The organism is Kangiella aquimarina DSM 16071, from assembly GCF_000374105.1.
GTDB classification, from domain to species: domain Bacteria; phylum Pseudomonadota; class Gammaproteobacteria; order Enterobacterales; family Kangiellaceae; genus Kangiella; species Kangiella aquimarina.
In genome coordinates, this window is the sequence record NZ_KB893650.1 from 988,143 (window position 1) to 1,010,052 (window position 21,910).

21 protein-coding genes and 1 other RNA gene are annotated in these 21,910 nt (G+C 40.2%); 16 read left to right on the forward strand and 6 right to left on the reverse strand.

All coding sequences use genetic code 11. The annotated features are described in order from the left end of the window. Positions 1–18 precede the first annotated feature (18 nt). From B158_RS0104795 to B158_RS0104820, 6 genes are all read left to right on the forward strand, one after another. Entirely contained in the window at positions 19–831 is an 813-nt protein-coding gene (locus B158_RS0104795; RefSeq protein ID WP_018624225.1) for a formylglycine-generating enzyme family protein, read from the forward strand. A gap of 11 nt (positions 832–842) precedes the next feature. Next, positions 843–1,415 carry an SCO family protein gene (locus B158_RS0104800; protein WP_018624226.1) on the forward strand — a complete coding sequence of 191 codons (573 nt, stop codon included), beginning with the start codon at positions 843–845 and terminating at the stop codon, positions 1,413–1,415. Between the two features lie 575 nt (positions 1,416–1,990). Next, the gene (locus tag B158_RS0104805; protein ID WP_018624227.1) at positions 1,991–2,659 is read left to right on the forward strand and encodes a hypothetical protein; all 669 of its coding nucleotides are present in this window, start codon (positions 1,991–1,993) and stop codon (positions 2,657–2,659) included. 279 nt (positions 2,660–2,938) lie between these two features. After that, positions 2,939–3,493 (forward strand): recombinase family protein, encoded by a 555-nt coding sequence (locus B158_RS0104810; protein WP_018624228.1) that lies wholly within the window; start codon positions 2,939–2,941, stop codon positions 3,491–3,493. Between the two features lie 427 nt (positions 3,494–3,920). Continuing rightward, a complete protein-coding gene (locus tag B158_RS0104815) occupies positions 3,921–4,973 on the forward strand; it encodes an adenine-specific methyltransferase EcoRI family protein (protein WP_018624229.1) in 1,053 nt (350 codons plus the stop codon). After that, positions 4,970–6,055, forward strand: coding sequence for a GmrSD restriction endonuclease domain-containing protein (locus tag B158_RS0104820; protein WP_018624230.1), 1,086 nt, complete (start codon positions 4,970–4,972; stop codon positions 6,053–6,055). The genes B158_RS0104815 and B158_RS0104820 overlap by 4 nt, the downstream gene beginning before the upstream one ends. A gap of 192 nt (positions 6,056–6,247) precedes the next feature. Here B158_RS0104820 and B158_RS0104825 read toward each other — a convergent pair whose 3' ends face one another. Beyond that, positions 6,248–8,032, reverse strand: coding sequence for a DUF6538 domain-containing protein (locus B158_RS0104825; protein WP_018624231.1), 1,785 nt, complete (start codon positions 8,030–8,032; stop codon positions 6,248–6,250). A gap of 88 nt (positions 8,033–8,120) precedes the next feature. Further along, positions 8,121–8,468, reverse strand: a transfer-messenger RNA (tmRNA) gene (gene ssrA, locus B158_RS13305). A 136-nt stretch (positions 8,469–8,604) separates the two neighbouring features. On the opposite strand from ssrA, the gene B158_RS0104835 reads away from it, so the two are divergent. From B158_RS0104835 to B158_RS0104845, 3 genes are read left to right on the forward strand one after another with little or no spacing between them, the layout of a single operon-like run. Further along, a complete protein-coding gene (locus B158_RS0104835) occupies positions 8,605–9,408 on the forward strand; it encodes a PP2C family protein-serine/threonine phosphatase (RefSeq protein ID WP_018624233.1) in 804 nt (267 codons plus the stop codon). Between the two features lie 12 nt (positions 9,409–9,420). Continuing rightward, positions 9,421–9,969, forward strand: coding sequence for an FHA domain-containing protein (locus tag B158_RS0104840; protein ID WP_018624234.1), 549 nt, complete (start codon positions 9,421–9,423; stop codon positions 9,967–9,969). 6 nt (positions 9,970–9,975) lie between these two features. Further along, a complete protein-coding gene (locus B158_RS0104845; protein ID WP_018624235.1) occupies positions 9,976–11,679 on the forward strand; it encodes a serine/threonine protein kinase in 1,704 nt (567 codons plus the stop codon). 112 nt (positions 11,680–11,791) lie between these two features. Here the strand turns inward: B158_RS0104845 and B158_RS0104850 are convergent, their stop codons facing one another. Both B158_RS0104850 and smpB read right to left on the reverse strand, forming a co-directional pair. Next, positions 11,792–12,736, reverse strand: a complete 945-nt coding sequence (locus B158_RS0104850; protein ID WP_018624236.1) for a LysM peptidoglycan-binding domain-containing protein — start codon at positions 12,734–12,736, stop codon at positions 11,792–11,794. A 187-nt stretch (positions 12,737–12,923) separates the two neighbouring features. Next, a complete protein-coding gene (smpB, locus tag B158_RS0104855) occupies positions 12,924–13,397 on the reverse strand; it encodes an SsrA-binding protein SmpB (protein WP_018624237.1) in 474 nt (157 codons plus the stop codon). A gap of 139 nt (positions 13,398–13,536) precedes the next feature. Between smpB and B158_RS0104860 the strand changes: the two genes are divergently transcribed. The 3 genes from B158_RS0104860 to waaA are packed head-to-tail and all read left to right on the forward strand — an operon-like array spanning position 13,537 to position 15,538. Beyond that, positions 13,537–13,971, forward strand: a complete 435-nt coding sequence (locus B158_RS0104860; RefSeq protein WP_018624238.1) for a type II toxin-antitoxin system RatA family toxin — start codon at positions 13,537–13,539, stop codon at positions 13,969–13,971. Further along, positions 13,968–14,261 carry an RnfH family protein gene (locus B158_RS0104865; RefSeq protein ID WP_018624239.1) on the forward strand — a complete coding sequence of 98 codons (294 nt, stop codon included), beginning with the start codon at positions 13,968–13,970 and terminating at the stop codon, positions 14,259–14,261. Before B158_RS0104860 ends, B158_RS0104865 begins: the two co-directional genes overlap by 4 nt. Before the next feature lie 29 nt (positions 14,262–14,290). Then, on the forward strand, positions 14,291–15,538 hold the full coding sequence (gene waaA, locus B158_RS0104870) for a lipid IV(A) 3-deoxy-D-manno-octulosonic acid transferase (protein ID WP_026309250.1): 1,248 nt from the start codon (positions 14,291–14,293) through the stop codon (positions 15,536–15,538). A 37-nt stretch (positions 15,539–15,575) separates the two neighbouring features. Here the strand turns inward: waaA and B158_RS0104875 are convergent, their stop codons facing one another. Both B158_RS0104875 and B158_RS0104880 read right to left on the reverse strand, forming a co-directional pair. Beyond that, positions 15,576–16,949: a TolC family outer membrane protein gene (locus B158_RS0104875; protein WP_018624241.1), complete on the reverse strand. Its 1,374-nt coding sequence runs from the start codon at positions 16,947–16,949 to the stop codon at positions 15,576–15,578. Between the two features lie 55 nt (positions 16,950–17,004). Next, positions 17,005–17,673, reverse strand: a complete 669-nt coding sequence (locus tag B158_RS0104880) for a protein-L-isoaspartate O-methyltransferase family protein (RefSeq protein ID WP_018624242.1) — start codon at positions 17,671–17,673, stop codon at positions 17,005–17,007. 196 nt (positions 17,674–17,869) lie between these two features. On the opposite strand from B158_RS0104880, the gene B158_RS0104885 reads away from it, so the two are divergent. From B158_RS0104885 to parE, 4 genes are all read left to right on the forward strand, one after another. Then, positions 17,870–18,481 (forward strand): NUDIX domain-containing protein, encoded by a 612-nt coding sequence (locus B158_RS0104885; RefSeq protein WP_018624243.1) that lies wholly within the window; start codon positions 17,870–17,872, stop codon positions 18,479–18,481. A gap of 32 nt (positions 18,482–18,513) precedes the next feature. Continuing rightward, the gene (locus B158_RS0104890; RefSeq protein WP_018624244.1) at positions 18,514–18,990 is read left to right on the forward strand and encodes a DUF1249 domain-containing protein; all 477 of its coding nucleotides are present in this window, start codon (positions 18,514–18,516) and stop codon (positions 18,988–18,990) included. A gap of 82 nt (positions 18,991–19,072) precedes the next feature. Next, entirely contained in the window at positions 19,073–19,855 is a 783-nt protein-coding gene (gene cpdA / locus B158_RS12890; RefSeq protein ID WP_071989664.1) for a 3',5'-cyclic-AMP phosphodiesterase, read from the forward strand. Positions 19,856–20,004: 149 nt separating this feature from the next. Then, on the forward strand, positions 20,005–21,894 hold the full coding sequence (gene parE, locus B158_RS0104900) for a DNA topoisomerase IV subunit B (RefSeq protein ID WP_018624246.1): 1,890 nt from the start codon (positions 20,005–20,007) through the stop codon (positions 21,892–21,894). Positions 21,895–21,910: the final 16 nt, after the last annotated feature.

Sequence of the window (21,910 nt, forward strand, 5' to 3'; positions counted from 1 at the left end):
TCATCAATAGATAAGACTATGAACATCAGTCATCTTAAACTTGTAGCGCTATCACTGATTCTCATTGGAGTCAGTGGTAGCTCTTCGTTAATGGCAAAAGCAAATGAAGCCACTTCGCCTGAAGGTATGAAGCTAGTCAAAGGCGGTGAGTATCGTCCTTTATATATGAGCAAGGATAGCCCTATCCAAACGGTGAGTGACTTTTATCTAGATCAATTCCCTGTGACCAATAAGCAATTCCAAATGTTTGTTGAGGAAAATCCTGGTTGGAAAAAACAACAGGCACCAAAAGTGTTTGTGGAAAAACAGTATCTGCAGCATTGGGCAGAGGATGGATACTCTCAAGAATTAGCAAATAGCCCAGTGACCAATGTGTCCTGGTTTGCAGCAGATGCATATTGTCAGGCGCAGGGCAAACGTTTACCCCGAGTTAGCGAGTGGGAGCTGGCGGCATTGGCCAGTGAAACTCAGGCAGACGGAAGCGTTGAAAAAGATTACAAGCAAAAGATATTGATGTGGTACAGCCGCCCCAGTCAGAAACAATTATCAGCTGTAGGTCAGAATGAGCCAAACTATTGGGGCATTTATGATATGCACGGCCTAATCTGGGAGTGGACTGAGGATTTTAACTCAGCGCTGGTCACTGGTGAATCACGCGGCGACAGCACCATTGATACCAAGTTATTTTGCGCGGGCGGTGCCAGTGGCGCAGTTGACCCTGGTGACTATGCTGCATTTATGCGATATGGATTTAGAAGTAGCCTGGAAGCTAAATTTACATTACCCAATTTGGGCTTCCGTTGCGCCCAAGATACTGCAATGAGTCAGTAAGCGAGGCAATTATGAAAACATGGTTTCAATTAAGTTGTGTAGCTCTTTTAGCTGCGTTGATAAGTACCGCGAAAGCTGGTGATGAAATCCAGGATCTACCTGACGATTCAATCTATCACTTAAATAGCGAATGGATTACGCAGGATGATCAAACTATTAACATTAATTCATTGGCAGGCAAACGTCAGATCATTAGCTTGATCTACACACATTGCATGCATACCTGCCCAACCATAGTGGCAACAATGCAGAACATAGAAAAGCAATTACCCGAAGAAGTGTTAGCAAATACAGAGTTTGTATTAGTGTCACTAACACCTAACAGTGATACGCCAAAAGTCCTTAAAGAATTTGCTGAAAAAAGAAGGCTCGATCCAAAGAGATGGACATTGCTAACAGGCGATAAACAGGATGTTAGAAGTCTGGCAATGGCACTTAACGTCCGTTACAAAAAAAGTGAAGACAATGAAGTCGCCCACTCAAATGTATTTACATTACTTGATGAGAAAGGACGAATCGTATTTCAGGAAGTTGGTGATATTAATAAAGTTGATGAAACAGTAGCTAAAATTGTGAATCGATAATTGTAATAGTGTGAATTTGGAAAATTGAAGATAGAGGGCGGACGTTGTTCGCCTTTTTTATTTGTGCAGTTATCGGATGGGTTTACCCAGGGGGCAGCCCCAACGAAGTGTATTTCATAAAACGGATAGGAAATATATGGTGGGAATTGCTCAGACCAGCCAAAGCTGTCAAAAATTGCTCCAGACAATTTTTTGAACACGCTACGCGGCTTCTAAATCCGTAATCTATAGCCAATAAAAAACCCCAACTCTTGCGAGTTGAGGTTTTGTATTGGTGGAGACGGCGGGAATCTCCACCAATTTAAATCCTTAATATTTTAATCTCTAACTTATTGAAAAGTATAAATAAAATAATATCTTATTAAATTTAATTGTTTAATCTGTCACACCTATCTGTATAAGTCAAAAATTATCACTTTTTGTACAAACCTATATATATTATTGAGACACGAAAAAATGTCTCAGTGCTAGGTAGGTGACAGAGACCATCTGGTAACTAGATTCGTATGTTCATTGAAATGAGCAATGTATTAGTATTGTCTAAAGGAAATATAATAATAATGAGGTATTAATTTATGAAGGTGACTAACGACGACTATATAGTTGACCAATATTACAATTTAAAAAATGAAATTAGCAAAGAAGCAAATATGCTGAATAGGTCAAATAATAACAATAACCAATTAAATGAAAATGAATATATTACACCTGAATTCAAATATAAGTATTCTCTATATCATGATGGGTATATGAGAATGCTAAGTGATTATAATCTATCAACAGCTGTAACAATTCAATATTCGAGGCAGTTAAGCATGAATGAAAGTGATAAGTTGACCAGCGTTATTATCGATCTTATTTCAAAAAAAATGTTTGGTAATCACTATCATCGTGTTAATAGAAATAATTTTAGAGGGATTTGTGTTAGAGAAAAAAATGGAGAAGGTAGTAAGTTCCCTGGTAATTATCACTACCATATCGGGTTGAAAGAAAAGCAGGAACAATATACATGTGATCTAGAGGGAGCAATGACAAAAACAATTAATGAAGTGATTTATACGGATATCTACAAATTCGCACACATACCGATGAAAGGGTTGTGTACGAGCCAAAATCTTGTAAAGGTGCAACCTATGACAAATGAATCTGGGCTTCACCGATATTTTCTAAAAACAACAGAAACCAATATTGAAAATTTCGATAATGTTCATTTTATTAATAATGGCAAGTTGTTTTTCAAATAACCGTGTTGAGCAAAAAATCTGGTAACTCATTGTTTTCAAATAATAAATATTTAAACAAGATTATGATTAAAGAAATAAAAAGATATAATTGTTTGCTTTAAATATCTTTAATATCAATAGGTTACGTGTTTTTTTGTTCCTTTAGGGTTATGTTCAAGTTAAAATTTCTTTTCTATCTAAAAACTTACAAGATTTAAGACAGGTAATATACAGGTGCTTTACCTGTCTTAAAATATGTCTTATAATATCTTCTTGCAAATTCTAGGAGATATAAGATATATGAAGATTGGTTATTCAAGAGTTAGCACGCAGGGGCAGGATCTAAAAACACAAATTAATAAATTAACTGATTATGGGTGTAATAAAGTCTTTAGTGAAAAAATATCTGGTAAATCAACTGAGCAAAGGAAGGAACTGCAAAAAGCACTAGAATTTGTCAGAGAAGGGGATTCCTTGGTTGTTACCCGATTAGATAGATTGGCTAGGTCAGTAGTGGATCTTGGTCAGATAGCTGAACTTTTGCAATCCAAAGGAGTGAACTTGGTGGTGACTGACCAGTCAATTGATACGACATCTGCTTCAGGTAAATTGATGTTTTATATGATCTCAGCCTTTGCAGAGTTTGAGAGAGACTTAATTAACGAGAGATGTGCCGAAGGCAGAGAAAAAGCACTTGCCAACGGGGTTAAATTTGGCCGTAAGAGCAAATTAACACCTAAACAAGTAGATACCCTTAAAAGTGAGTTCAGCTCCTGGGAAGGCTCAAAAACAGATTTGGCTGAGAAGTATGGTATTTCAAGAGCAAGCTTATATCGGTTAGTTCAGGAAGACTAGGGTATCAATATGTACCGAGTTCAATATAAAACTCATAACGCAAGTCAGGCATGGATGACAAAAGGAAATTATAGCAGTGAAAGCGAAGCACTTGGTAGTGCATCACGTATTGCAGGGAGGTACTTCATGGTTCGAGTTATAAACACTATTGGTTTTGTAATATGGAGTGGATGATAGGCTGTGAGTAAATATTTGTATTTAGATGCAAACGTTATTATTATCAGTTCATATATAAATTAATTCTGTATTAAAAGTTATCATTATAGTTAAATTCAGAATTTGACTGCTCACCCATAATTAAATGACTTGGATTAAAAGTGTTAACGTTTTAGACGATTAACAATCCAACTCATTAAGAAAACAAAATATTTTATAACTGACGGTATGTGATTTCGCAGAAATAGTTATATTAAGGGATATTGTTAAAATGGCAAAACGCGCGCAAAATAAAAAATTAGCTGAAGCAAAGAAAAATAAAAAAGATGAGTTTTATACTCAACTATCAGATATTGAACGTGAACTTAAACATTACAGAAAACACTTTAAAGGAAAAGTGGTTTATTGCAATTGTGATGACCCTAGAATAAGTAATTTTTTCCACTATTTTTCATACAACTTTGAAAAGCTAGGACTGAAAAAGCTAATAACAACCTGTTATAAAAGTCAAAACATGGATTTATTCAGCAGAAATGAGTCAGAAAAAGCGATTATGCTTGAATACAATGGTGATAAAAATAGGAATAACATACCAGATGTTGATGAGATTGGGGTTCATCAACTAAAAGGAGATGGAGACTTTAGAAGTGAGGAGTGTATAAAAATACTCAAGCAAGCAGATATTGTTGTTACAAACCCTCCTTTCTCATTATTTAGAGAATATGTATCTCAGCTTATCGAGCATGACAAAAAATTTATAATTGTTGGACATCAAAATGCAATTAAATACAAAGAAATTTTCCCACTTATAAGAGATAACAGGTTATGGCTAGGTTTTGGTTTTAAAGGTGGGGCAGCGCATTTCATTAATAAGCATTATGAAGATTACGCTACTGCAACAGACCGAAAAGAAGGAATGATAAGAGTATCTGGAGTGCACTGGTTTACTAATTTAGATATTAATAAACGGCATGAGGATTTGATTCTTTATAAGAAATACACCCCCAAAGAGTACCCCAAATATGAAAACTTTGACGCTATTAACGTAGATAAAACTAAAGAAATTCCTTATGATTATGCTGGCATGATGGGTGTTCCGATTACATTCATGGATAAGTATAACCCAGACCAATTTGAGATTATTGGAGTTGGAATTGCGAATGCTGGGTTGGAAATAGGAGTTTTGCCATATAAACCAGAGCATAAGAAGTATAGGAAGGAAGTCCAAAAGCGTGGAGCGGTTGACGGTGATTTATATATGATAGTAAACGGAGAAGTAACCGTTCCTTATACCCGAATAATTATTAAGAACAAAAAAATATGAAGATCGAGCTCAAAGAAATTACTGTCCGTGAACTAACTGAAGGATTCGAGGATAACGAAGAAGCTGGTGTTGTTGGTTACGGTGGAAAACTAGATATCCGGCCTCCATACCAACGAGAGTTCATCTATAAAGATAAACAACGCGATGCGGTAATTCATACATTAACAAGAGACTTTCCTTTAAATGTTATGTATTGGGCAGTTCGAGAGGATGGTGGGTATGAAGTTATTGATGGTCAGCAGAGAACATTATCAATATGCCAATATGTTAATGGTGATTTTGCATATATGTTCAAATATTTTCACAATCTTAAGGATGATGAAAAAGAGCAAATTCTTAATTATAAGTTAATGGTTTATATATGTAGTGGCACTGATAGTGAAAAGCTGGACTGGTTTAAAACAATTAACATTGCAGGAGAAAAACTCACAGAACAAGAACTAAGGAACGCTGTATACTCTGGAACTTGGGTAACAGATGCAAAAAGATACTTCAGTAAAAATGGGTGTCCAGCTTTTCAAATTGGAAGTGACTACTTGGTAGGGACCCCAATTAGACAGGACTATCTAGAAACAGCTATAAAATGGATATCTAAAGGTAATATTGAGGTGTATATGTCTAAACACCAGCATGACCCGAATGCTTTGGCGTTATGGCAATACTTTCAAAATGTAATAACTTGGGTTCAGGGAACCTTTACTAAAAAGCGAACAAAGTTCATGAAGGGTGTAGATTGGGGGGAGCTATACAATAAATTCAAAGATGAAGTCTACGATACAAAGAAATTAGAAAATGAAGTTGCAATGCTTATCGCCGATGATGATGTTGAGAAGAAGAAAGGTATATATCCATATGTATTAACGAGAGATGAAAAGCACTTGGGCATAAGAGCTTTTTCGGACTCAATGAAACAAAAAGTATATGAAAAGCAGAAAGGCATCTGTACCAGCTGTAAAGAACATTTCGAGATATCAGAAATGGAAGGCGATCATATAACACCTTGGCATGAAGGTGGGAAAACAATTGAAAGTAATTGCCAAATGCTTTGTAAAGATTGTAACAGGAGAAAATCGGGTAAGTAATAAATCATGAGTTTCTTTTGTATTACATATAAAATTTAATGTAGTAATGATTTTGTAGTCGCCAGAAAACTAAGGACGATTTATTCTTTGTGGTTTAATTATATCAGAACCGCCATTCCTGTAATTGGCTATGTTATAAGCAAATTACTTGAGAATAAACTATTTAAACCGTACTTCAGGTTGCTAGCTAATTTACTTTGACTTTCTTACAACAACATTTGCAGTCATTGATTTAATTATTTTTAAATCTAGTCCAAAATCAATCGCATCTAAAATTGTATTTAGCTGTTCTGGATTTATATCATTTCCATACCTATTCTCGGACTCGGTTTCTCCTCTTTGGTGTCCAACATAAGTTGTTCTAAATAGAGTTTGAACTTTTGGGTCACTCTTTAATTTATCAATAACAGAGTGTCTAAAACTATAAAGCGATTTTTTATCAGTCTTAATACATAGCTTTACTGCTAGTGAGTTATTGAACCAGTCAGCGGGGTTTCTTGAATACCCATGACCGTTGCTTTTATTTAGGTAAAAGAATAGTCTGCTGGAGTCTGAGACTTCTGGCACTTTCTTAACATTTTCTACAAAGTCAATAAATCCAACTTCTAATAAATGAGGATGAATAGGTATTACCCTCTTCGCTGAGTTATTTTTAAGAGATTTTGTAGCACTTTCTGCAAATGAAATTGTTTTTATATCTGTGCTTAAATCTATGTCATCTATAGTTAGTTGATAAATTTCCTCTGGCCTTGCTCCTGTGTACAGAAGTAATAAATATCCCCATAATTTTGCAAACTTGTATTTTTGCTTGTTGAACATACTTACAGCTAAATCTGAATTGAATAATTTGTTGATATCTTGATCAGTAAATGGAGTCTTTTCTTCTAGCGTGTTTATTTTCTTAGTTCTGTATAGCTTTCTTACGGGATTCCCGCTTATTACTTGTTTGTCTATGTAATATTGAAAAAATGAAGAAATTCGTTCTGCATGCTTTTTCTTTGTTGTCAGAGAAATAACTTCATGGCTCTTATCATTTTTTTGCTTTTTTATTATTTGCTCTAAGGTTAAGTTTTTGAATTCTTTATTTTTATTCCTATTTTTTGGTATTAGATCTAAATATTTTACAAACTTTCTTATATCTGGATTGTATGAAATTTCTTCAATGTATTTGTTTCCGATTATTTCTATAAAGAGATTAATACTTTCTTCATATTGCTTTATCGTTCTTTCTTTTAGATGCGATGAGTTGGTTATATAGTCATTTAGCGCATCTGATAATTTAAGTCCATTTGAATTGGAATTATTTTGTCTATATGTGGGTTTGATGTTTAATGAATCTGCTTTGTCCTTTTCTATAAACAAACTAAAAGGTGAAAGTGATAAACTTGAAGTTGGTGAAAAACAATCATTTTCTGCATCTAGTAGTTTAAAATGAGATATCTTTAAACTATCATTTCGACTTTCCAGATAAGCGTGAATATCTTCTTTCGCTATTTGTATGTAGCCTCCCTGTAAATCTACTTTGCCACTCCTGTCTTCATCAAGAGTGACTCTTTCAACAACTCCTCCTGTAGGTTTCTTTTCATAAGTAACAGAATAGAGCATGGCTTCAATTGGAGGTATTGAGCAATAAAATTCACCATTGTCGTCGTATATTTTTTGGAGTGCGTGTCTCAGTGTTTTGTAATCTTGCAACGATATAAGTTTGTCTATTGAGATTAGCTCAATAGCTTTTTTCTCTGATTTAATTATGAGGGTGCTGTTTTGTTTGTTCAAAAATTCATCTATATCTGATAATCCATTGATTCTTTGAAAGCTGCTCCACAGCTTAAATGCTTGTACCTTTGCTTCTTGATAACTCTTGGTTCCTAATGAAAACCTTATTTCCTTCTGTTTCCATTTATATCTTGTTGGAACAGCTATTCTAAAATAATAAACCCCAGAAGAGGTTCTGTATGTATGTGGTATTTTCCTCATTTATGTCACACCTATGTGGCAGACTATAATATTAAGGAAAAAATAAAAACCGATAAATTTAATAAAAAACAATCGGTTATCAAAAATTTGGTGGAGACGGCGGGAATTGAACCCGCGTCCGCGAATCCTCTGCTCGAGGGTCTACATGCTTAGGTCCATCTTTAATTTAATCTTTGACGTGCCGATGGGCAGGCATTCAAAGACGGTCTCGAGGAAAGTTTAACAGTTGGCTGCCGAGCACAGTTACCTGCGAGTCCCTGTATTGACTGTCTAGCTCCTACCAAGGACGCTCAGAGTAGACAGTTAGCCTTAAGCGGCTAAAGCGTAGTTGTCTTCGTTTGCAACTATTAAGTTTCAGCTTTGATTTTACGAGATTCGCTGACATCTCGGCATGCACCTGGAGGTTCGTAATCCACGTCGAATCCAAATCGTCCCCAGATTCTTTTCCATTATAGTGCAATATTGGGCCAAGTACATTAATATCAAGGGTATAGCTCAAGATATTTTGTGGCTTGGTTAACATTCATTTTTTGAGCAAACAGCTACACTCCATTGGAATAACAGGAGGGGCAATGAGTAGTTTACAAACGTCCAAGATACAGTTTGCCATGCTGTCGCATAAGGGGATGTCGCGGCAGAATAACGATGACAAGGTTTTTGCATCATCTGATTTGGGGTTATGGGTTTTGTCAGATGGTGTCGGTGGTCTGAAGCAAGGCGAACAGGCAAGTCAATACGCAATCGACGAGATTTCAAAGTCGATTTCAAAAGGTTTTAACCTTCACAATGCAGTACATTCTGCGCACTCTGTAATCAAGGCTCATAATCGCCATGAACAGGAAGATCGCGGAGCGACTGTGGTTGCTGTTCATTCCAATGGTGCCGATTATGAGATTGCCTGGGTGGGCGATAGTCGTGCGTATTTATGGAATCAGGAAACGGGTGAGTTGACTCAGCTGACTGAAGACCATACTTTGGTTCAGAAGTTGGTCAACGCTGGCTTACTTGAGCAGACTGAGGTAAAAAACCATCCAAAACGTCATGTTATCACCCAGTGCTTGGGGATTGAGAATGAAACTCCCTTGAGCATTGGCTCGCTGAAAAGAGAATGGGACTACGGTGAATCCCTGCTACTGGCCAGCGACGGACTATACGAAGAGCTTTCCAGGCAAGAAATCATTGCAGCTTTGAAGCTTCCTCGTGATAATCAGGCAAAGGTTGAGTATCTGGTCGAATTGGCATGTAAGAATGGGGGTAGCGATAATATTTCTTTAATGCTCATTTCTTCACCAGTAACTGAGCCTAAACCGCAGAAACAAGAAACTCCGGTTGAGAAGTTTATAAAAAAAATCAAAACAATCCTTAAACTAGGTTAATGTGAGGTAGGTATGTCTTCTGAGAAAGTTCCTTCACAGCAAAAGTCAGAATATCGTGAAGATAAAGCGGGACCACAAGGAACACTGGTCTTCGATTCGAGTCAAGTTGAAAGGATGATCAAAGAGGAAATTCAAAAGTTGGAAGATGATGGAAGTAAAGTTCCAGCCCTGCTTGCAACGACTAAGCCACATGCTGGGCAGGCATTTTTACTGGAGTATGGTAAAAATGTCATCGGACGGGGTAAAGGTAACAGCGTGACTCTTTATGACCCTGCGGCATCTTCAACGCATGCCCAAATCACCTTCTCTGAAGGGCAGTGGCGTATCTTAAATTTGTTGTCTTCTAACGGCACTATTGTCAATGGTGAGAAAGTTTCTGAGCGTATTTTATCATTTGGTGACAGAATTCAAATTGGTCATACTGAGTTTTTATTCACCTTGGTCGACAGTAGTGAAGCTCAGCCACAGGAAGAAAAAGAAGAAATGAACTGGATGTTAATTGGTTCATTAGGTGTGGCGGCATTAATTCTGTTGGGAGTTCTTGCCTGGTTATTTCTCTAATTCTCAATGTCACAGGATAACGAACTGCGCATTGGGCGCTATAAACTTGTCAAAGAAATTGGCCGTGGAGCTATGTCTGTTGTGTATCAGGCAGAAGATCCGGAGATTGGTCGATCGCTCGCGATAAAACTTTTAAAACACGAACTGGTTGAAAAAGAGGAATATCGCGAGCTTTTCTTGCGTGAAGCCAAAGCAGCAGGGCGTCTAGGTCATCCAGGTATTGTCACTATTTATGATGTAGGTATTTGGCAAGAGCGGCCATTTATTGCCATGGAGTTGTTAGAAGGGGAAAATCTTGATGATTACCTTCAAAAAAATGGCACCCTGAGCCTGGAGCAGGCCGCGGATCTTGCTAAACAGCTAACTCTAGCACTTGATTATGCCCATCAAAATGGAGTCATTCACCGCGATTTAAAACCGGATAACATTTTGGTTCTTGATGGTGGTCGTCGTTTTAAAATTACTGACTTCGGTATTGCTCACGTTGAGCATCTCTTTCTTGAAGATGAAGGCGGTAAAACCAATGAAAAAATCATGGGCACACCAGCCTACATGTCGCCTGAACAGATTACAGGCCACGGCGTTGATTTCAAAACTGACCTATATTCGCTTGGAGTAATTCTTTATCAGGTGACTAAAGGCGAATTACCCTTTCAGGCCCCCAATTACGCGGCAATGATGCAGGCTGTCCTGCACATGAATCCTCAGCCCATTAATATCGTTTCTGAACAGGGGTTCATGTGGCAGAGTATTATTTTCCGGCTACTACAGAAAAACCCTGATCACCGCTATGACTCCAGCGATGAGCTTCTTACAGAAATTGAAACCTTGGCAAAAGAGCTGGCACAGAACAAGGAAGGGTTGGCTGGGATACGTTTCGTTTCCATGCGTGCAAGATGGGCAATTAGTTTATCTGCCGTGGTTTTGGTGGTAATGATTCTGGGGATGGTCTGGGTTTATAACAAACAGAATAAGCTAATGAACCAACTGGTTTTCGACTACGGGAATTCAATGGTGCAGATTATTTCTTCTGAAACCGCAGAATTACTATTGCTTGATGAAGATGTTGCGCTACAGGCGATTACCGTTGATATTGCCGATAACTCACAGATTCAGCATTTATCGATAAGAAATAGTCAGGGTATTGTTCAGAGTAGCAGTCAGCCGGAACAGATAAATAAGCCATTTGTATTACCGCAGGCAAGTGAGTTACAGCAGTATAATAACAATGCGAATATTTATTCGAATTTAACCGATTATAATCAGGAAGTTGTGTTATTTGATTCTCCAATAACTTATCAGGACAAGCAGATTGGTCATGCATTTATCGCGATCAGTCGTAGTAATCTAAAAAGTGCTACTCAATCATCCCTGTTAGCAATGATTATCTGGATGTTCTTGATAATGCTAGCAGTATTTTCCGGGGTTTACTGGCTGGCAAACCGATTTATTCAGAGAGTTAACCAAACGCGACATGTAATACGTGAACTGAGAAATCATGGTCAGGCTGATATCCTTAAGGTAGATACACACGATGAAGTCGGGCGTTTACAACAGGAAGTGAATGACCTTTCTCAGAAGTTGGCTGGTTTGACGCAAACTCAGTATATAAGTACAAACCCAGATCCTAGTTTAATGGAGACCATTACAGATATGGATAAAACGCTTATTATTTCTCAGGATGAGACAGAGAGTCGCGAGGAAAAGTAATTCAGGAGCCACACTGATAATATTCATGTTCTTACAAACAAAAAGGCTATCTTACGATATTAAGATAGCCTTTTTCTGATTAGGGCTGCTAGAAATTTTAGTAAACAACACTCTAGAATGATTCGAGTTTTTCCTTAAGCGCTTTTACTCGATCTTTATAAACCAGAGCCAGGTCATCGGAAGGATTAATGGCTAGAATGCGATCCCAGTAAACTAGAGCATCATCTAGCTTTTGGTTGCGGTAAAGCCTAAGTGCCTGTTGGTGATAATGTTCGCTAACTTTATTGCGCGCCCCTGTAAATAGTGCGTTGGACTCAAGTTCGGTTCCTGAAACCTGCCAGGCGCTTAATAAGATATTGTAAGACTTATCAAATTCCTGGTCATCGGCCAACTGTTTAGCTTCAACCAAATCCTGCTCTACATTCAACGCTGCCAGATTGGATTGTAGGATTTGCTGACTCGATTCTGATAGGCGCTCATCATCGATTAACAACTGTAGTAATTCCTCAGCTTCTCCTACAGAACCCTGCTGGCGGAACTGCCTTACTTGATTTTGCGCTGCAATGATCAGTTTTTCCTGCAATTGATTATTATCTGCTAGGTCTTCTTGCACTCGGGCATACTCTATTGCCTCGTAATAGCGTTGCTCAGAGAGCAGGGTGTCCATTTCTGAAGTGGACTCAGTTGACTGTTCAATCGATTGCTGTTTTTGGGTCTGCGCTTGCTGAGAGCTTCTGGGTTTTACCAGAATTAACCCCTTGCTAGGGAGTTGGAGTTGTTGACCAACATAGATTGGGGCTTGTGGCTCAATGTTATTTAATTCAGCTATTTCCAGATATCTCTGTGCGTTGCCCAACATATTTTTTGCAATAGAGCCCAGGGTATCTCCTGAACGGACAGTATACTGAATCGTGTCTGATTGGACTGTTTTGCCTGAAATATAGGAGCGAGTGCCATCGCTGACATCAATAATTTCGACGGGTTCTTCGCTTCGGTCTTCGACAAATGAGCAACCGGATAGCGCTAACGCTAGAAATAGTGTGCTGTAAGCTTTCAAGAGATAATACCTTTTCCTTAAATTGGCAGTGCTAATATTGATATTATAAAGCCTTATAAATCAAGACCCTACAGAAAAAATTGAATTATAACAATCGCTTTATCATGACAGTGTGGTTTATACCACACTTGGCAAGAACATCACTTTACACTGTTTCGAACTGAGTATGTACAGCAAATATTTAGGCTTAATGACGTTTCATGATACGTTCTTTGGCCTTATTCCACTCCCGTTCTTTCTCTGTTGCCCGTTTGTCATGCATTTTTTTACCTTTAGCCAGACCGATTTCCAGTTTTACTCGGTGTTGTTTCCAGTACATGGCCAAGGCGACTACTGTGTAACCCTGTTGCTCAACACCGCGGAAGAGCTGAGCTATCTCGCGATTATGTAAAAGTAGCTTTCGAGTGCGGGTCGGATCGGCTACTACGTGGGTCGAAGCAGAAATAAGTGGGGTGATGTGGCAGCCAAAAAGAAAGGCTTCACCATCTTTGAGCAACACGTAACTCTCGGCTAGGTTTACCTTACCTGCACGTATGCTTTTCACTTCCCAGCCTTGTAATACGAGACCTGCTTCGAAAGTTTCTTCTATAAAGTAGTCATGACGTGCGCGCTTGTTGAGCGCAATGGTATTGCCTGACGGCTTACCTTTTTTCTTAGCCAAGGTATTTCCTGTGTGGAATTATTTCAAAGTTAGACCGCAATTATAGGTGCCTGAGTGCTATTGCTCAATAGTTGGTATTTAAGGCGCCTGCAGTGTTACAATTGCGGCACTTTAAAATCTGAATAACTAGCTTTTTGCAATGAAAATCATTCGGCGACAAGCGCTTTTACCCTTTTCGGCAAAACAGATGTTCGACTTAGTGGATGATATTGAGAAATACCCTGAGTTTTTGCCAAGCTGCAACGATGCCAGAATTCTTGAAAGAACGGATAAAACCGTAACTGCGACCTTATCTGTGGCAAAAGGTGGTTTTGCTAAAGAGTTTACGACGCGGAACACCAATCAGCCTTATGAAAAAATTGCTATGGAGCTGGTCATGGGACCTTTTAAACATTTAACGGGTCAATGGACGTTTGATGCATTGAGTGAATCAGCCTGCAAGATAGAGTTAGTTGTAAAGTTTGAGTTTTCCAATCCACTGACAAACCTTGCTTTTGGGGCTGTTTTTAACCAGATGGCAGAGTCATTTGTCGACGCTTTCTCAAAAAGAGCTAGACAGGTGTATGCCTCATGAGCAGTCAGCACAAAATTCAGGTGGAAGTCTGTTATGCTTTACCGGAAAAGCAGACATTGCTTTCACTTGAGGTAGAGCCTTCTCTAACCATTGAGAGCATCATTAAACAATCAGGTATTTTGGAGCTATACCCCGAAATCGATCTTGCAGAGAATAGGGTGGGTATCTTTAGTAAACTTGCTAAACTGAGCGATACTTTGCATGATGGCGATAGAATTGAGATTTATCGCCCTCTGATAGCCGATCCAAAAGAAGTTCGAAAACAGAGAGCTCAAAAAAATAAAACATAAAAACCCCGGTCAACGAGGAAGACTAAAAATTGTTACGTTATCTTTACACACTCTTATATATATTGGCTGCACCTTTGTTATGTGTGCGATGGGTTTATAAAAGCTTTAAACCACCGCAATACCGGGAACCTCTTAGGGAGCGTTTTGGGATCGTCAGTAAAGAATCAAGTGAAAGCATCTGGTTCCATGCTGTCTCAATGGGGGAGTCTAATGCAGCTATCGCTATTATTAAGAGTTTGTTAGACAAGTTCCCGGATTTAAATATTATTGTCACCACCACGACACCAACCGGTGCTAGACAAATCCATAATGGGCTAGGTGACAAAGTTAAACATCATTATTCGCCCTGTGATTTACCCGGCACTATAAAACGCTTTATCCGTCGTGCGCGACCAAAGTTACTGGTAATCATGGAAACTGAGCTTTGGCCAAATTGGCTGCATCATTTAAAATCCAGCCAAATACCAGTTATCTTGGCCAATGGTCGCCTTTCAGAGCGTTCTGCACAGAAATATGAAAAGATTTGTTCGCTTTCCAAAGAAATGATGGATGCATTCGTCAAGGTGTTAGCCGTTAACAATCAAGATGCTGAAAGGTTCCAGAGGATCGGTCTAACAAGTGATAAGGCGATTGTAACTGGTAATATTAAATTTGATATCAATATTCCGCAATTTAGCGATCATGAATATTATCCTGTCTGGAAGGGAAGAACAGTCTGGATCGCAGCCAGTACGCATAAGGGAGAAGATGAGTTGGTTCTTAAAGCACACCAGCTTATTTGCGAACAAGTGCCTGAAGCATGTTTGATTCTGGTTCCGCGTCATCCTGAGCGCTTTGAATCTGTAGCGCGATTAATTTCAGACTCAGGACTTAGCATGGCCCGCCGTTCACAGCCTGATAGTTGGGATGAAGGCGCTCAAGTGTTACTGGGTGATACCATGGGTGAAATGATGAAAGCATTTAATATTTCGGATATTACCTGGGTTGGCGGAAGCTTTGCCGAAATCGGAGGACATAACCCCATTGAGCCAGCTGTTCTTGCAAAGCCAGTGTTGACCGGCCCTTATATTTTCAACTTCAATGAAATCTTTGGTGAACTAATTGCTGCCGGTGGAGCTCAGATGGTTCAAAATGAGTCTGAGCTTGCAGATAAGATTGTAGAACTCATGAAAACACCAGAGCTAGCTCACGGCATGGGACAAAAAGCTTTACAGGTGATTGAGAGAAATCGTGGGGCTTTAGATAAAACTGTCAGTGTCATTGAGCAATATCTTTAAGCTCGAAATCTCAATAACACTGACTGTAAAGTTCTAGTTAAAACTGCTCCAGAAGATTATTAACTGCTTCAATGTCCTTTTCAGTTAGGGTTCCGGCAGCGGCTTTTAACTGTAGACTGCTAATCAGGTAATCATATTTAGCTCTAATCATGTTGCGTTGTGCAGAATATGCGCTACGAGTTGCAATCAATACATCTACAATATTACGCGTACCTGCCTGGTATCCTTCCTGAGTAGACTCTAAAGAGTTGATGCTCGATTCATAAGCTCTTTTATTTGCTTCAAAGGACTTGATGGAAGTCTGTAGATTGGTATAGGCCATACGAGCATTTTTTTGTACTAACCTATCACTCTGATCCAGCTCGTGAGTGGTTCGTAAATAATTTTGCTTGGATTGCTCTGTTTCGGCAGATGTTCTAAACCCTGAAAACAATGGAATAGTGACAGTGATGCCTGCCTGATAACCATCCTGCATATTCAAGGTGTTCTGATCGATATTCTGAATGGGGAAGAATCGGTCTGTTTCAGTTTCCTGATCAGAGTAGGTAACGTTTAGATCTGCAGTGGGGTAATGTCCACTTTTATTGCGCTTCACCTCTTCGCGAGCAACTCTCACATCAAATTGTTTAGCTTTGAGGCTTAGGTTGGCTTCCCGCGCAGCACGCATCCAATCATCAATATTTGCTGGAGTTGGTGGTGTCAAAGTAACTTCGTTTCCTGCAGCTTCAAGTTCGGAATAATATTGACCTGTAATTTCTCGAAGCGCCTCTACAGCATTAGTGTATTCATTTTCAGCAACCAATTCGCTTACCTGTGCTTGGTCAAAATTGGCCTGTGCATCAAGGAAGTCTGTAGCAGATGAAAGCCCTGACTCGAATTGTTCACGTGTTAAATCAAGTTGCTGTTGTAGGGCTTCTTTCTCCGAACGTGTGGCTTCCAATACTTCCTTACGACTGAGTGTCTGGAAATAAGCTTGAGCAGTTCGAGTCATCAAGTCCTGCAAGCTTGCAGCATGGCTCAACTCTGCAGCCCGAACCCTTAATTCAGCCTGTTCCAGAGCCACCCAGCGACTCCAGTCAAAAAGTGATTGACTTAATTGAACCCGATAAGTTGTTGAGTCAACTTCATTACTAAACGGATCTGAAGGGCTGCCATCCAGGCCTTGGCCCGAATAGTCATAGTCGCTCATGCCTTTTGTTGCAGAAGCGCTGACTTGAGGTAATAAACTGGAGCGGCTTATGCGAACACCTTGCTCAGTTGCTCTCAAATTAGCCTCACTAATTTTATACTGTGGATCATTTTTTAATGCATCTTGGTAGACCTCTAAAAGGTCCGTGTTTGCCTGAGAGGAAAATCCACTCAAAGAAAGAACTGCAAGTGTGACTAGTTTAATCGTTGTTGTTGGTTTCATACCATATTCCAATGTGGTTATTTCTAAGCGTGTATTTTACAGTGGCTATAAAGCTCTAAAATTCAAATTGTTCAGCACGTTTTGCGTTGATTAAGTAAGGCAAAACGGTTTCATATAAAACTTCTTCATGCCATTCATCATCACCTGTTCGAGTAATTAGCTTGGCTTTCATTGCTGGCTCCTGACCAACAATACAGAACAGGCGACCACCAATTGGCAAATGACGCTTGTAAGCTTTAGGAAGTTTATAAAAGCTACCTGTGATTGCGATGACATCGTAAGGTTTGTAGTGAGGCCAGCCAGATGCCGCATCACCTTCTTCAAACTCAATGTTATCGAGACCTAATTGCTGAGTTCGCTCTTTGGCCTGCTCAATAAATTCGCCGATAATATCGACGCTATATACTTTGTATGCCAGCTGAGCCAGCAATGCTGTGCAGTATCCGGTTCCAGTCCCAATTTCCAGCACAACATCGCTCGGCTGGATACGAAGAGCCTGCAGCATACGGGCTTCTTCGCGTGGAGGCATCATGCACTGGCTATGACCAATAGGAATCTGTGTGTCTGCATAAGCCAGTGATCGGTATTCATCTGGTACAAATCTGTCGCGGGGCAATCCCGAAATCAGATCCAGTAATTGATTATCCAGCACATTCCATGGGCGGATTTGCTGTTCAACCATGTTATGACGAGCCTGTTCCAAATCAAGCAATTGCTGTTCCATGGATACCTCTCTTGGTTGGCTAAAGCATAGTAATTATTGGTATTTCAAACAATACAGTAAGTGTAACAGATTATGAAGTGTTAACATCCTGTGAGGCCTATGGCAGGATAGTCTTTATTATCTGTTAGAGCTTAACTTTATAACCGCTACTAGAGGCTATAGTTAAGCAAGTGTAACGTGAATAAAAGGTGACTCTTTGAAGAAGCAATTTGGCACTGATGATGTGGAAATTATCAGTCATGAAGCCTTGTATGAAGGTTTCTTTAGAATGGAGAAATACCGCTACAGGCATAAGCAATATCAAGGTGGCTGGAGCCCTGTTGTAGAGCGTGAAATCTTCGAGAGAGGCAATGCTGTTGGCGTTTTACTTTATGACCCCAAACTTGATCGCTTTGTGATGATAGAGCAATGTCGACCGGGTGCGCTCAAAGATAAGCACTCACCATGGCTACTGGAAATTGTCGCAGGAATGGTGGAAGAGGGCGAAGACCCTCATGAGGTTGCATATCGTGAAGCACTAGAGGAGTCACATTGCAAAATTTATAAGCTTATAGAAATGCTTGGTTATTGGGTTAGTCCAGGCGGCACCACTGAATACATCGATCTGTTTCTCGGTTTGGTTGATAGCTCAAACTTGGTAGAATATGCCGGTTTGGATGATGAGCATGAAGATATCAAGGTGTTAGCGCTCTCGAGTCAGGAAATGTTGCAACTTTTGGCTAATGGCGGTATTAGTAATGCTATGGCATTAATTGCCTTCCAATGGTTTTTATTGAATGAGCAGCAACTGGAGCTTGCTAGAAGCTAGTAGCAGGGATAGTTTTTTACAGATGGGTACTTATGCCTACAGCAAGAAAGTATATTCCAGATTTGAAAGAGTTTATGGCTCTGTGCGCCAGCAATTATCTGAAGTTGAATAAACTGATAGGTAGTGCAGGTAAAACACTGAGCCATGAATCTGATGCCATTTTGTTAAGTGTTGATAAACAGCCTGATGTGGTTATAACCATTGAACAGCTGAGTCGATATACCATCACCTATCGTCTAAGGCAGTACTGTGACAGCAAGGCTCCCTACGCATCAGCCGTCAATCGTGAGTTTCTGGTTCGTATGTATCATGACGCACAGATGGCGGAAGTTCTCTCGGGTCTTAATGAGGGGATGCTGCCACCAGTTTATCAATATCCCAATTCTGAAATGAAACAGCCGGACGAAAAGCTTCAACTGAACCGGTTTCTCGGTGAATGGCTTAACTTTTGTCTACAATTTGGTCAATCTCACACTGCGAATACGACCCACTTAGCGTTTTTGCAATAGCAGATAAGCGATAATAACACTATCAGAATAGGAGATTGATTTGACTTACGACTGCAAACGCCTATTTATTGGGCGACCTGAAATGACTGTTTTGCACCTTTCAGACCCGCATTTGTTCGCTGATGAAAAGGGTAGTTTGTTGGGTGTTAATACGCAGGAAAGCTTTTGTGCCGTATTGGATGATGTGCGTGCAAAAGGCGTTGATCCTGATGTTATTATTGTCACAGGGGATATTTCGCAGGACTATTCAGAAGCCTCCTATCAATTCTTTGCTGAGCAGATGGCTCAATTCGGTAAACCCGTTTTTACTCTTGCCGGTAACCATGACGAAGTGGAGCATTTGAGCCGCTGTCTATCGACAGCTCCTTTATTTAATCATAAGCAGATACTGACTGAACATTGGCAGATATTAATGCTCAACAGTCATATTGAAGGTGAAGTCCATGGCCGGATCAGTGAATCGGAACTTAACTGGTTAGAAGGCTGCCTTCAAGACAACTCAGACTTACCGACTATGCTCTATATGCATCATCACCCAGTACCAGTTGGCTGTGATTGGCTGGATGAAATAGGTATCAGCAATAAAGATGATTTGCTTGAACTAGTCACCCAGCATCCACAGGTCAAACTATGTGGCTTTGGACATGTGCATCAGTTTTCTGAGCATAAAATTGATAATGCCACTTATTGCTCAGTGCCATCGACCTGCGTTCAGTTTAAGCGCCATTCTGCAGATTTTGCTGCCAGTTCAGAAACCCCTGGGTATGCAGTTTACCAATGCAGGGCAGATGGCTCGATAGATAAACAGAATTATCGAGTTGATCATTATTTGCCCAAGGTCAATTTTGCTATTTCTGGCTATTAATTCTGCGCCTTAATTTGAGCAGTAATAAACTACTCAAGCCCATTCAATAATTTTACTTGCACTTGCTGATCGGCCTTTATAGGATAAGAGCCGAATAACAAGATATTGAGTCATTTTGGCTCTCCTAACACAAAATCAATAATTTACTTATGGCGAATAACCAATATACAGCTGAATCCATTGAGGTTCTCAGCGGTCTTGATCCAGTTAAAAAACGTCCCGGTATGTATACCGATACCAGTCGTCCGAATCACCTTGGGCAAGAGGTCATCGATAACAGTGTGGACGAGGCATTAGCCGGGCACGCAAAAACAATTAAAGTAATATTACACAAAGATGGAGCCCTCGAAGTAGAAGACGATGGTCGTGGTATGCCTGTGGATATCCACCCAGAAGAAGGTATACCAGGTGTCGAGCTTATCATGAGTAAGTTGCATGCTGGCGGTAAATTCTCCAATAAAAACTATCAGTTTTCAGGTGGCTTACACGGTGTTGGTATTTCAGTGGTTAACGCCTTATCCAAGCGTGTTGAAGTCACCGTAAAGCGTGACGGTAACCAATACTTCATGGCTTTTGAAGACGGTTTCAAGGTTAAAGATCTGGAAGTCGTTGGTGAGGTTGGTAAGCGTAATACCGGAACCAGTGTTAAGTTTTGGCCCGATAGCAAATATTTCGATAGTGAAAAGTTTTCTGTCTCGCGTCTCAAACACCTGCTCAAAGCAAAAGCAATTTTGTGTCCTGGTCTTAAAGTGGTTTTTGACAATAAGGCTGGGGGAGAGCAGGACGAATGGCTGTATGAAGATGGCCTGACCGCTTACCTTCTTGAGCAGGCTGGTGGCTTTGAGAAGTTACCAGATGAGCCATTTACCGGCTCTTTGCAGGGAGAGGCCGAAGCAGTTGATTGGGCGTTCATGTGGCTTCCTGAAGGTGGTGAGTGTTTAGCTGAAAGCTATGTAAACCTGATTCCTACGCCACAAGGTGGTACTCACGTTAACGGTTTGCGCAATGGCCTATTGGAAGCAATGCGCGAGTTTTGCGAGTTCAGAAATTTATTGCCGCGCGGCGTCAAGCTCAGCGCGGAAGATGTGTGGGATAGAATCAGCTACGTCCTCTCGGTAAAGCTTGATGACCCTCAATTCTCAGGCCAGACAAAAGAGCGTCTGTCATCACGGCAGTGTGCGACCTTTGTAGCTGGTGTAGTAAAAGATGCCTTCAGTCTTTGGCTCAATCAGAACCCAGTAATTGGTGATGCGCTTGCAGAACGCGCTATCAGTAATGCCCATAAGCGTATGCGTGCCAGCAAGAAAGTAGTACGCAAAAAAGTGACGCAGGGCCCTGCCTTGCCCGGTAAATTAGCTGACTGTGCCGGTACAGATTCTGCTAGCAGTGAACTGTTTCTGGTTGAGGGTGATTCTGCGGGTGGTTCAGCCAAGCAGGCTCGCGATAAAGAATATCAGGCCATCATGCCGTTGCGAGGAAAAATCCTTAACACCTGGGAGGTTGACTCCAACCAGATTTTGGCCTCACAGGAAGTGCATGACATTTCAGTCGCTATTGGCCTTGACCCAAATTCGGATGACTTAAGCAAACTGCGTTACGGCAAAATCTGTATTTTGGCAGATGCGGATTCGGATGGTTTGCACATCGCAACCCTTTTGTGCGCTTTGTTCGTTCGTCACTTCAGACCGCTGGTCCGTGCCGGCCATGTATTTGTAGCAATGCCTCCTCTATATCGTATTGATGTGGGTAAAGAAGTGTTTTACGCACTCGATGAAGACGAAAAGCAGGGGTTGTTGGATCGCATTAAGGCTGAGAACAAGCGTGGCAAAATTCAGGTACAGCGCTTTAAAGGTCTGGGTGAAATGAATCCCAAACAATTGCGTGAAACCACTATGGCTCGTGAAACTCGCCGACTGGTTCAGCTAACCTTGGGTGGTGACGGCGAGGCTGAGCAAATAATGGATATGTTGTTGTCGAAAAAACGTGCTTCTGACCGTAAAGAATGGTTAGAGCTAAAAGGCAATAAAGCAGAAATATAAAACGAGAAGTGAACTG